This is a genomic window from Croceibacterium selenioxidans (assembly GCF_018599195.1).
Lineage (GTDB): Bacteria > Pseudomonadota > Alphaproteobacteria > Sphingomonadales > Sphingomonadaceae > Croceibacterium_A > Croceibacterium_A selenioxidans.
In genome coordinates this window covers 1,744,097-1,756,574 of sequence record NZ_JAHFVK010000001.1, presented here as the reverse complement: position 1 = coordinate 1,756,574, position 12,478 = coordinate 1,744,097, and the positions used below count along the sequence as shown (strand labels likewise).

Sequence of the window (12,478 nt, the reverse complement as noted above, 5' to 3'; positions counted from 1 at the left end):
CCGGAGCCTCAGGCTTCTACCAGACCTCGAATGGCGCTTTCGAACAGGGCACGGCCGTCTGTGCTGCCGTGTTCCCGCTCGATCGCCCGTTCCGGGTGGGGCATCATGCCCAGCACATTGCCGGCCTCGTTGAGAATGCCCGCGATATCGCGACGCGATCCGTTGACCGTCTCGGCATAACGAAAAGCCACCCGGCCTTCACCTTCAAGCCGATCGAGGGTGTCTTCATCGGCGAAGTAGTTACCGTCATGGTGCGCGACCGGGACGTGAAGCGCTTGCCCAGCCTCGTAGCCTGCGGTGAAAAGCGACTGGCTGTTTTCTACCGAAAGCCGGACTGTGCGGCAGATGAAGTGCTGGTTGGCGTTGCGCATCAGTGCGCCGGGCAGCAGACCCGACTCCGTCAGGACCTGAAAGCCGTTGCAGATGCCAAGCACCGGTACACCGCGGCCGGCGGCCTGGGCCACCGCTTGCATGATCGGGCTGCGCGCGGCCATCGCGCCTGAGCGCAAATAGTCGCCATAAGAGAAACCGCCGGGGAGAGCGATGAAGTCGAGCTTCTCCGGCAGCTCGGCATCACCGTGCCACACGCGCAATGCGGGGGTGCCAGAGACTTTCTCCAGCGCCACGGCCAGGTCCCGGTCGCAGTTCGAACCCGGGAAGGTGACGACTGCCGACCGGAAGCTCACGCCACCGACTCCGGCTTTTCGATGCGATAGTTCTCGATGACCATGTTGGCGAGGAGCTGACGGCACATCCGGTCAAGGTCGGCGTCGCTCGTGCTGTCGGCCACCTCGAGTTCGATCAGGCGACCGACGCGCACATCCTCGATGCCCTTGAAACCGAGCCCTTCAAGCGAATGGTGCACGGCACGGCCCTGCGGGTCGAGCACGCCGGGCTTGAGGCTGACATGGATGCGAACCTTCATGGGGCGGGGGCCTTCTCGAACAGACGGGAGTCGCTCGCGCCTATGGCAATTGAGGCCCTTCGCGGCAAGGGTATTGAGGGGCGAAATCCTCGCTGCCCGCGTAGTGATCGGAAGGGGGACCGTTCGCGATGCGGACGGTGGAGGGGCTGGGCGTTGCGCCACTAGCCCCTCCGTCAGCCGCCTCTGGCGTCTGCAATCTCCCCATGAGCTTCGCCCTCGGGGAGGATTTTTTGGATCAGAGACCCGGAACCGAGCAGTTGGCCTTCTCGCCGCAATTCACTGCGATGTGCGTCGCTTTCACCTCGCCGTCTTCGATGCGGAAGGTGAAGCTCGCAGGAAGGCGGTCGGCCCCGAGCCGCGCGAGCACATTCACGCCGCCAAGCACTTCGTCGACCACATAGAGGCGGTCGGCAGTCGTGGCACCGTTCGCCGCGCGGGCATCGAGCCAGGCGTTGGCAGCAGCCGTCAGATCCTGCCGGCTCATCCGCTTGTCGGCCGGAATCTCGCTCCATTGCTCCGCCTTGGCCGTGTTGAGCGCCGCCTGCGCGTCGAACTTCCAGTCTCCCTTGTCGGTTACGAGATTATCGATCGGGCCCACACCGAAGAAGCCATTGGTGAGCTGCGTGGCAAGAACCATCGGGCGATCCGGGTTCAGCAGGACGGCTTCGACGAACGTCTTGCAGGACGTGGTGTCGAGCAACGCGCGGCTGGAATCGACAGTGCGTGCCTGGTTGTCGAAGAAGGCAGACAGGAATCCAATCTCGAGGTTCTCTCGATAATCGACCCATTCGCCCAAGTTCATTTCGAACGGCGAGCCCTTCTGGACGCCAGAAATCCAGTCGTCCGCGATACCCTGCAGCAATTCGCGGCTGCAGCCGCCCTGTGCGGCGGCGGGCGAAGCGAAAGTGGCGGCGGCGGCGAGCGCCACGACGGCAAATCCAAGACGTTTCATTGCTCTGCGTTCCCTCTCGGCCGCGAGGCGGCCCTTCTCAAGTAGGTGCGCCTTATTGCGCCCGGGCGATTCCGGCTAGAGGCTTAGCTGCCCTCTTTTGGCAGCACGAGGATCTCAAGCCGCTGGTCCGGTTGGAGATATTTCGCGGCCATTTCCTGTACGTCCGCCGGGGTTAAAGCAGCCAGGCGATCCTTACCCATGGTGAAGCGTTCGATCCGCTCTGCTTTCGACTGTGCGCGGTAAGCCAGATTCATCCATCCGGCGTTGGTCTTGAGCGCATTGTCGTAGGCTTCGAGCAGCGGCTTGCGCGCCCGCAGCAGCGTGTCATCGTCGACTGGCTTGTCGATCAAGGAGCGCACCGTTTCGAGAATGGCGGCCCGTGTGGCGTCAACCTCTCTCACATCGACCGAAGCGGCGATGTTGAACGTCCCGTAGCCGGCGTAAGTGTCGGACTCGCTGGCGCTGACACCAGGACTGTAAGTCTTTCCCAGGTCCTCGCGCAGTTTGTCGGTCAGCTCGATGCGCATCACCCTGTCGAGCATGTCGAGCTTGAGCACCTCTTCGAAATCGCTGTCGTCCCGGGTCGGCCAGCTCATTCGCACGATCGCTTGATCCGCCGCGCCGTCATGCCGCACGACGCGCGGGGTGCGGTCCGTGGTGAAGGCGCGTGTGCGGTTGCCGGTGTAATCGCGGAAGTCGGCCTCCCGCTGCGGCAGGGCGCCGAGGGTGCGGGCGACCAGCTGGATCGTCTGGTCTTCGTCAAAGTCGCCCACGATCGCGAGTTCGAGCGCGCCATGGCTGAGGCGGTCGGCGATCTCGTCGCGTAGCTTGGCAAAGGAAAGCCCGAGATAGGCTTGCTCCGGTTGGAGCGTGAAACGAGGATCGCCGTCGGAGACGATTTCGCCAAGAGCGTTGGCGAGCGCGCTTTCGGGCGTGGCATCGCGGCTGGCGAAAAAGGCCTTGATGTTGCGGCGGTACTGGGATTCGCCCTGGGGCCGATAGCCGGGATCGGAGATTGCGGCGGTCAACACCTGCAGCTGCACCTCCAGGTCGCGCGGGGTAGTGCCCGCGTTGAGGACGAAGGTGTCGTCAGTGGTCCCGAGATTGAAGCTGACGCTGCGCCCCGCGAGGATCGACTGCAGCTCGTCAGTCGAATGCTTGCCGAGCCCGCCGATCGGCAGCGAGCTGCTCATCGCGGTCGCAATCGGGTCCTCGCGCGTGTTGAGCATCTGCCCACCGTCAACGTTGAGCTGGACGGAGATGCGGTCGCGCTGAAGGTCGGTCTTCTTGAGGTTGAGCCGTAGGCCGTTCGAAAAGACCAGCGTTCGGATGCCGAGCAACGGCTCTGCGGTGTCGGAAACCACGGTGCCGGGCGTCCCGAAGTCGGTATAGCCCCACGCCTCGAGCCCGACGGAATCCTCTGCCGTCAGCTGGACGGCCATCCCCTCGTTCCACGCCGCCCGCAGCGCCTCGGCGCCGCCGTCGGGCGCTGTGCGCCCTTCGAAGCGGATCAATGGGTTGTCGAGCGGGACGAACTCTTCCTTGAGCGCTGCGAGCACGCTGTCGGGTGTGATTTCCGGTAAGTGCCCGAGGAAGCGCTCCAGCGCGCTTTCCGGCGTGGTCGGCACCTGTCCATCCTCCAGCAACGTGATCGCCCCGGTGATGAAATTCGCGTTGGAGCGCGTCGTGGCGCCGGCCACGTTGTTTTCGAGGGACGTGCGCAAGTTGGCGACCTGCTCTGCCACCTCGGCCTCGGTGAAACCAAACTCGAGCGCGCGGCGGTATTCAGCCTGGGCCGCCGCCAGGGCCCGGCGCCATTCGCCCTCTCCGGCATAGACGACCAGGTTGCTCGTGCGACCGGCGTCGAACATCTCGGCCGTGCCGACGCCCGCGCTGCGGAACGGCGGATCCTCCGACCGTGCCAGGCGCTGCAGGCGACGATTGATGATGCCGTAGCCGAGCTGACGGCGAACGTTCTTTTCACGGAAGGCCCGGGTGTCAGTCCGGTCAAGCGCCGGGCCGTGGCGCGAGACGGTGATCTGCTCCGACAGTGCGGGATCCAGGTAGATGTCGGTCTGACCAGCAAGATCGAACGGGATGGGGCCCGGGTCGGTTTCGGGAACGATCGGGGCCGGCTGCCAGCTAGCGAAGTGCTCGCGGATTTCAGCCTCGACCTTATCGGCATCGAAGTCGCCGACCACGATGATCGCGGTGTTTTCCGGGCGGTAGATGCGCTGGTAAAGCGCACGCAGCTTCTCGGGTGTTGCCGCCTGGAGCGCTTCAATCGTTCCGATCGGCATTCGCCCGACGAACCGCGCACCGGGATAGAAGAACTCGAGCCCATCGATCGTGTCGCGATAGTCGTAAGTGTCGCGAACGCGGCGCTCCGACAACACGACTCCCTTTTCGCGTTCGACAGCTTCAGGACTGAAGGTCAGCTCGCTGGCCGTCTCGCGCATGAGCATAAGCGCCGTGTCGAGAAGGGCCGGATCGTTGCGCGGCAGATTGAGCATGTAAAGCGTGGTTTCGAAGCTGGTCGAGGCATTCGTGTCGGGCCCGAACGCGAGACCTTCGCGCTCCAGCAACTTGACCATTTCGCCTTCGGGCACGCGGGTCGAGCCGTTGAAGCTCATGTGTTCAATGAAGTGCGCGTAGCCACGCTCTTCCTCGGTCTCCGCGACCGATCCGGAATTGACCCAGAACTGCACCATGGCCTGTCCGGCGGGCGTGCCGTTGGAGCGAATGATGTAGCGCATCCCGTTGTCGAGCCGCCCGAAACGGTAGGCAGGGTCGGCTGGCAGATCGCTCTTCTCGAACGGCCACTCGTGCTCGGGCGCGACCGGTGCCGGTTGGGCCAGGGCGGGGACGGCGGTCGCTAAAAGGAAGGCTGCGAATAAGGAACGTCGGATCATTGCGCCGGGGTGTGTGGCGGATGAAACCTGAACCGGCAATGGCGATTGCTGGTGTGGACTGCGGGGCAAGCGGGGCTTCGGCAAGTATAGGACGAACGAAAGCGGGCAGGCTCACCGCGTTTGAGGTGAGCCCGCAAAAGTGCCCAGCGCGGCGTGCGCTTACTTCTTAGGCTTGGGACCCGTACGCAGCTTTGAGCGGTGTGCGGTGAGGTCGAACACCTCGCCCGGTCCGCTGTCGGCATCGTTGAGGATGCCGAGCCGGCGAGCGACTTCCTGGTAGGCCTCTTCCTCGCCACCAAGGTCACGCCGGAAGCGGTCCTTGTCGAGCTTCTCGCCGCTGGTCATGTCCCACAGGCGGCAATTGTCCGGGCTGATCTCGTCGGCCAGGATCACGCGACTATAATCGCCGTCCCAGATGCGACCGAATTCGAGCTTGAAATCGATCAGGCGGATATCGATCGCAGCAAACATCCCGCACATGAAGTCATTCACGCGGATCGCCATCGCGGAGATGTCCTGCATCTCCTCGTTGGTCGCCCAACCGAAGCAGGCGATGTGCTCTTCGGCGACCATCGGATCCTGCAGCTCGTCCGACTTCAGGTAGTATTCGATCAGCGTGTGGGGCAGCGGCTCCCCTTCCTCGATGCCGAGGCGCTTGGAGATGCTGCCCGCGGCAACGTTGCGCACGACGACCTCTAGCGGAATGATCTCCACCTGGCGGACCAGTTGCTCGCGCATGTTGAGCCGGCGGATAAAGTGCGTCGGGATGCCGATGTGGGCAAGACGCAGGAAGACGTGCTCCGAGATCCGGTTATTGATCACGCCCTTGCCGTTGATGGTGCCCTTCTTCTGGGCATTGAACGCAGTGGCGTCATCCTTGAAGTACTGGATGATCGTGCCAGGCTCGGGTCCTTCGTAAAGGATCTTGGCCTTGCCTTCGTAAAGCTGGCGACGGCGGGACATGGCAAACCTTCAGAATAGCAAACCCCGGCGTAAACGAGTCGGTTATCGACTGCGCGGCCGGGGCAAAGCGGGCCTCTACGCCAAATCGAACGGGCGTGCAATTGTGCTGGGACGCTTTCGCAAATTGGCCGCCCGAGCCACCTGATTTTTCCAACCGATCTAGTTCTTGATTTACTTACACTTCTGCAAATTGCTCGCAATTGACGCGAGCATGTGCAAACACTAACGGGCGCGGCGAATAATAAACCAAAAACAAAGTGAGGGTCGTGTTGCGCAAGAGCGGCATCAATAGAACCGTGTCTTTGCTGGCGGTGGCCGCGGCCACCTTTTCAGCGATTCCGGCATTAGGACAGGACGGCGCTACGGACGCTGGTCGCGAGATCATCGTGACCGGCTCCCTCATCTCATCGAGCGAAGACGCTCCGGCACCGATCGACGTGATCGGAGCCGAGGAACTCTCGGCGCAGGGCTCGCCCTCGATGCTCGACCTCACCAAGCGCCTGCCGGCCTCCGCCGGCGTGATCGGCGACGCCAGTCAGTTCGACATCCGCAGCCAGTTCAACGAAGGCACGGCCTCGGTAAACTTGCGCGGGCTGGGCCCGCAGCGGACGCTGGTTCTGCTCAACGGCAAGCGGCTGGTGGCGAGCGGCTCGGGCAACCTGCCGCTGGTGGACGTGAACCTCATTCCTTCGGGCGCGCTGGGACGAATCGAGATCCTCAAGGACGGCGCGGCGGCGACTTACGGGTCGGACGCGATCGCCGGCGTGGTGAACTTCATCACGCGGACCGATCAGGAGGGCTTCCTGGCCGAAGGTGACTATCGATACGTCGGTGGCTCTGACGGCGATTGGAGCGCGGCCCTTTCGTGGGGCGGCCAAGTCGGACCTGCGCGGGTCCTGCTGTCAGGCGGCTATCAGCACCGCAGCGAACTGACCACGCTCGACCGCGATTTCGCGCTCCGGCCTTTCGAGGAAAACCCACAGGGCGGTTGGTCCGGGGGCGGAGCGCCGGGGAACTTCGACTATAACGGCAGCAACGGCGGAGTGGCGTTTGAGTCAGACGAGGGTTGCGAGGCGGTCGGTGGCTTCCGTTCCTTGCCCGGCTCGACTTCGGACTTGTGCCAGACACAGTACCTCGGGTTCACCAACCTGGTGGAACCCGAAGACCGCTTCCAGCTCTTCGGGGACATCGAACTCGATCTCAGCAGCTCGGCGACGCTGCGCCTAACCGGCCTCTACGGCCGGACCGAAACGGTTCTGACCACTTCACCGAGCTACCTTCCGACCATTTCACCCTCCAGCAACGCGGCGTTCGGGGGCGGCGGGATATTCGTGATCCCGTCCTACGCTCCCGCGCTCGCCGACTATTGCGCCCGCTATGGCGCGGCGGCCGGGTGTACCGTCGACGGCAGTGGAACCCCTCAGGCTTCGGCCTTGGCCTATCCAGTGCGTTTTCGCCCGGTGTTAACCGGCGGCAACCCGCTGTTCGACAACGAGCGACAGGCCGCGGTGTTGCCGCGCAGCTCCGACTTCTACCAGTTCACCGGCGACCTTTCGGTCGAAGTGACCTCCTCAATCGATTTCGACGTGGGGCTGACCTATTCGGAATACGACCGCTATTTCGAAGGCGGGGACAGCTTCGTCGACCTTCTGCAGAACGCGCTGGCAGGCTTCGGCGGAGAAGATTGCGCCTATGCCACGCCGCAGTCGCGCGCCGGGATGACCCCCGCGCAATTGGCCGCGGTCGCAGGGACGAACGGATGTAATTTCTTCAATCCGTTCTCCAGCGGGATCGCCGCCAACATGATCACCGGCCAGGCCAATCCCAATTATGCCGGAACGAGCAATCCTCTCGGCCTCGATCTCGCGCCCGGCGCGGGCCTGATCAACGACGCGACCACGATCGACGACTTCTTCACGGTCATTCAGCGCAAGGCCAACACGCAGCAATTCGTTGCCGATGCAGTGCTTTCTGGCCAGACCGGAGTCGAGCTTGGTGGGGGCGAGATCGCCTTTGCGATTGGCGGCCAATACCGCCGCGACGGCTACTCGCGCTGGTATGGCGACACCAACAACCTCGACGTCATGCCGTGCCCGGGGTCTGTGCTCGATCCCAACGCCACCTGTACCCAGGAAGTAGGGCCGATCGGCTTCCTCGGCTCGAACCGCAACGTCGACGTCGACAGCGACGTCGTGGCGCTGTTCGGTGAGCTTCAGTTGCCCATCACGACCGGAATTCTGGCCCAGCTCTCAGCCCGCTACGAAGATTATGGGGCAACCGTCGGTTCGACTTTCGATCCCCAGGCCCGCCTGCGGATCGAAGTGACTGACTGGCTGACGCTGCGCGGCGGCGTAGGCACTACGTTCCGTGGGCCGCCGCCGCAGACGGTGAATTCCGACCTGGTCATCCTGACCTTCATCGGCGGCGCATTCCGTGCCGTCGACGTGCTTGGCAACCGGGATCTGCGCCCCGAGACTGCGACGACCTACAACGCCGGCGCGATTGTCGAGAACGGCGGTTTCCGTGCCAGCCTCGATTACTGGCGCTACGACTTCAAGGGCCCAATCGAGAGTGAGCCGGTGAATGGCATGGTCTCCGCCATGTTCGGCACGACCGGCACGGCCAATTGCGGCAATCCGGACTACGCGGCGCTCCAGGCTCGATTCACTTTTTCGGGCGGAGTGTGTTCGTCGGCCAACGTGCAGCGGCTCACCACTTACGCTTTCAACTCAGCCGACGTTTCCACCAGCGGCCTCGATTTTCAGGCGGACTACTCCACCGAGATCGGTGGGATCAAGGCCCAGGCCGGCCTCTCGGGCAGCTACGTGATCAACTACAAGATCGATGACGTCGTGGTCGAAGGGATCGTGGTGCAGCCTGCATTCGATGCGGCCGGGAAGCTCAACTACCAGACCACCGCTTATCCGCTTCCCCGGCTCAAGGGCCAGGCGTGGGTGCAAGGGACGATGGGGGATCACTCCCTGAGGCTGCAGATGAACTACGTCGACAGCTACACCGACCAGCGCGGCCCCGAGGTGTTCGGGCCCAATACGTCCGCGCTCGCTGGGGCGTCTGTGACGACGGGGAAGGTCATCGGCAACTTCACCACCTTCGACGCGGTTTGGCGCTGGCAGGTGCTCGACGGGACCAGAGTGTCGTTGGCGCTGCTCAACATCTTCGATGTCGATCCGCCGTTCGCCCGCCTGGACCAGAACTTCGACCCCTTCACGGCAAGCCCGATCGGGTTCTCGGTCAAGTTCGGTTTGAGCCAGACGTTCTGAGCCCATCCATGGCGGGGGAGGAACGCCAGCGACGCGCTTGCCGCGCGACGCTGGCGGAGGCATTGATCGACAATGCTCTCGCAGAAGACCCGCTATGCCATCCGCGCCATGCAGCACCTGGCCGATCACTACGGCCAGGGACCGGTGCAATTGTCGGAGATCGCCGCGGCGCAGAAGATTCCGGCGAATTTCCTCACCGTCATCCTCTCTGAACTAAGCCGATACGGGATCGTCGACTCGCAACGCGGCAAGGACGGCGGGTACTGGCTCGCGATCGCGCCGATCGACATAACCTACGGAGATCTCATCCGCGTCATGCGTGGGTCGCTCGCCCTGGTTCCGTGTGCGAGTCGCTTTGCCCACGAGAAGTGCCGCAATTGCCTGGAGGAGGGCGACTGCCGCACTCGCGCACTCATGCTTCAGGTCCGCGATCGCACTGCCGAACTGCTCGATTCGATCCGTCTTTCCGACAGAATCGATCCGGTTCCCGCCTTGGAAGGCGAAGAAGAAAGCTGAACTTTTCGCATGTGAGCAGGAATTTTCGCACCGATCGTCGCATGCCATATTGTCAACTTAATTAGTTGAGAATATCAGAGCGTCCACCGCGGCATTGCGCCGCTATTGATCGGAGACGCTACATGGCCGCCACTATCGAACGTCCCAGGACCGACGATTCTGCCGACCTTCCCGAGCACCTGCGTGTCGTCGTGGAGGCCCTTGACCGCCTTCGTTACGGCGTCATCCAGCTGACCGTACATGACGGCAAGCTGATGCAGGTCGATGTTACCGAGCGCCGCCGCTTCAGCTGAGCGTTCGCGTAAAATCCTGACAACCCAATAACTAAAACTCAGCAGACCGGACTTCCGGATGCGTCTCCAGCCTGCGTGGGCGAGATCGACAGCGCTCTCTCTCCATTGGTTGGAATCCTACCATCTTGAGGGAACCGCTATGAAACAGAAGTTCGTCCTGTTGACGGGGATCGCCGCTGGCGCTCTCGTTTCAACTCCCGCTTTCGCCCAACAGGGGGGTGAATCGTCTATCGCCGGCGCGCAGATCGCGCAGGCAACCACCGGCAACGTCACCGTTTCGGCCGATGCCCCGGCGGAAGTCACGCCCAGCAACGTGCCCGAGAACGTGATCATCATCACGGCCCGCCGCCGCGAGGAAGCTTCGCAGGACGTGCCGATCGCCATCGCCACGCTCGACGGCCGCACGATCAACGAGACCGGCGCGTTCAGCATTCAGAAGATCCAGCAGCTCGCGCCGAGCCTTCAGGTCTATTCGTCCAACCCGCGCAACACTGCGGTCAACATCCGCGGTATCGGCGTGCCGTTCGGTCTGACCAACGACGGCTTCGAACAGGGCGTCGGCATCTATGTCGACGACGTCTACTACTCGCGCCCGGCTTCGGCCGTGTTCGACTTCCTCGACGTGGCTCAGGTCGAAGTGCTGCGTGGCCCGCAGGGTACGCTCTACGGCAAGAACACCACCGCCGGCGCGATCAACATCCGCACCAACCAGCCGACCTTCGATTTCGAAGGCAGCACCGAAGTCTCGCTCGGCAGCTACAACTTCAAGCAGCTCAAGGCCGCAGTCTCGGGTCCGCTGAGCGAGAACATCGCAGCCCGCGTTGCGGTGTCGGGTACCGACCGTCAGGGGACGATCTACAACGTCACCACCGGCAACTGGGTCAACGAGCAGGATAACCTGGGCGTGCGCGGGCAAGTCCTGTTCCGACCCAACGACAGCCTCGATATTACCCTGTCGGGCGATTACAGCGCCCAGAATCCGGAGTGCTGCGGCACGGTCTACGTGGGCTACGGTCCGACCCAGCGCGCGTTGAACCGGCAGTTTCCGGCTCTTGCACAGAAGCTCGGTTACGCGCCGGTCAGCACCAATCCGTTCGACCGTCTGACCGATCTCGACAGCAGCCTCAACGCCGGAAACAAGACCGGCGGCGCTTCGCTGCGGGCGATCTGGGATATCAACGACAGCAGCTCGTTCACTTCGATCACTGCCTGGCGCTTCTGGGACTGGAAGCCGGAGAACGATCGTGACTACACCGGCTTGCCGATCGTCAGCCTGTCGCAAAATCCATCGCAGCAGGATCAGTACAGCCAGGAATTCCGCTACAACTACACTGGCGAAACCATCAACGCGGTGATCGGTGCGTTCGCTTTCAAGCAGCGCATCGATACGCAAGGCACCGAGCAACAGGGCTCAGCAGCGAGCCGGTGGAACCTGACGAACCAGGATCAGATCGACCGGGACATCCTCAATGGGCTGACGGCCAAGAACACGCAGTGGCTCAAGGCGACGAGCGCGGCCATCTTTGGTCAGCTTGAGTGGGAAGTGACTCCCGGTCTGAGAATCCAGCCGGGTGCCCGCATCAACTACGACAAGAAGGAAGGCCACTACGAACGCGTGGTGACCGATGCTCAGGGCAATCTGATCCCGGCGTCTGGCGGAAACGCGGACCAGCGGGCGCAACGCGGCATCTATGCCCCGCAGCTGATCGAGCCGAGCTTCAGCGACTGGAACTTCAGCTACGACCTGACGATCAGCTATGCCGTGATGAACGACGTGATGGTCTATGGCACTTACGCCAAGACCTTCAAGACGGGCGGCATCAACCAGAATGGCGTGCCTTCCGACGCAGACGGCAACCCGATCCTCGAAGCGGGCACGATCCTGCCGGAATCGGTCCAGCACTTCGAAATCGGCGCCAAGACCCAGTTCTGGGACAACAAGGCGACGCTCAATCTTGCGGCTTACCGCACGACGATCGATGACTTCCAGGCGAACGTCAGCAACGGCCAGTTCGGCGTGTTGCGCGGTTACCTGGCCAACGCAGACCGTGTTCGTACCCAGGGCGTGGAGCTGGACTTCTCGGTTCGTCCGGTCGAGGGCATCACGGGCTACCTCAACGGTGCCTACACAGACGCCAAGTACGTGAAGTTCATCGATGCGCCTTGTCCGCCTGAACGCGCGGGCGGCACGACCGTGACCCCCGGCCAGGATCCGAGCGATCCGGGCGTCCCGGGACCCAGTGCGGAAAACTGCGATATTTCGGGCGAGCGACTGCCGGGCGTATCGAAGTGGTCGTTCTCCTACGGCTTCGAAACGGCGGCGCCGCTGCACCTTTTGGGTGAGGAGGGCGAGCTCTACTTCGGCGTCGACGGCAGCTACCGCTCCAACTTCTCGTCCAACCCTTCGCCTTCGATCTACACGTGGGTCGACGGTTACAACCTGACCAACTTCCGCTTCGGTTTCCGCGCCGACAATGGGCTGAACGTCTATGCCTGGGTGCGTAACGCTTTCGATGCCGAGTACTTCGAACAGCTCGTCTTCGGCCCCAGCAACACCGGCCTGATTGCCGGCAACCCTGGCGATCCGAGAACCTGGGGCGGCACTATCCGCTTCGACTTCTAAGGCGAAATTCTCC

At 62.9% G+C, this 12,478-nt stretch carries 9 protein-coding genes; 4 read left to right on the top strand and 5 right to left on the bottom strand.

Translation table 11 applies throughout. From position 1 onward, the window contains the following. Positions 1 to 8 precede the first annotated feature (8 nt). From purQ to purC, 5 genes are all read right to left on the bottom strand, one after another. A complete protein-coding gene (purQ, locus tag KK137_RS08615; RefSeq protein ID WP_214535710.1) occupies positions 9 to 686 on the bottom strand; it encodes a phosphoribosylformylglycinamidine synthase subunit PurQ in 678 nt (225 codons plus the stop codon). After that, complete coding sequence (gene purS / locus KK137_RS08610; RefSeq protein ID WP_214535709.1) at positions 683 to 925, bottom strand: phosphoribosylformylglycinamidine synthase subunit PurS; 243 nt, start codon at positions 923 to 925, stop codon at positions 683 to 685. The genes purQ and purS overlap by 4 nt, the downstream gene beginning before the upstream one ends. 235 nt (positions 926 to 1,160) lie before the next feature. After that, positions 1,161 to 1,877 carry a hypothetical protein gene (locus KK137_RS08605; RefSeq protein WP_214535708.1) on the bottom strand — a complete coding sequence of 239 codons (717 nt, stop codon included), beginning with the start codon at positions 1,875 to 1,877 and terminating at the stop codon, positions 1,161 to 1,163. An 83-nt stretch (positions 1,878 to 1,960) separates the two neighbouring features. Beyond that, positions 1,961 to 4,789 carry a M16 family metallopeptidase gene (locus tag KK137_RS08600; RefSeq protein WP_214535707.1) on the bottom strand — a complete coding sequence of 943 codons (2,829 nt, stop codon included), beginning with the start codon at positions 4,787 to 4,789 and terminating at the stop codon, positions 1,961 to 1,963. A gap of 159 nt (positions 4,790 to 4,948) precedes the next feature. After that, a complete protein-coding gene (gene purC / locus KK137_RS08595; RefSeq protein ID WP_214535706.1) occupies positions 4,949 to 5,752 on the bottom strand; it encodes a phosphoribosylaminoimidazolesuccinocarboxamide synthase in 804 nt (267 codons plus the stop codon). Between the two features lie 296 nt (positions 5,753 to 6,048). On the opposite strand from purC, the gene KK137_RS08590 reads away from it, so the two are divergent. The 4 genes from KK137_RS08590 to KK137_RS08575 all read left to right on the top strand — a co-directional run bounded on the left by KK137_RS08590 (position 6,049) and on the right by KK137_RS08575 (position 12,465). Beyond that, complete coding sequence (locus KK137_RS08590) at positions 6,049 to 9,033, top strand: TonB-dependent receptor domain-containing protein (RefSeq protein ID WP_214535705.1); 2,985 nt, start codon at positions 6,049 to 6,051, stop codon at positions 9,031 to 9,033. Positions 9,034 to 9,105: 72 nt separating this feature from the next. After that, a complete protein-coding gene (locus tag KK137_RS08585; protein WP_214535704.1) occupies positions 9,106 to 9,549 on the top strand; it encodes an RrF2 family transcriptional regulator in 444 nt (147 codons plus the stop codon). A 122-nt stretch (positions 9,550 to 9,671) separates the two neighbouring features. Then, entirely contained in the window at positions 9,672 to 9,842 is a 171-nt protein-coding gene (locus KK137_RS08580; protein WP_082553664.1) for a YezD family protein, read from the top strand. Positions 9,843 to 9,981: 139 nt separating this feature from the next. After that, entirely contained in the window at positions 9,982 to 12,465 is a 2,484-nt protein-coding gene (locus KK137_RS08575) for a TonB-dependent receptor (protein WP_214535703.1), read from the top strand. The last annotated feature ends 13 nt before the right edge of the window (positions 12,466 to 12,478 follow it).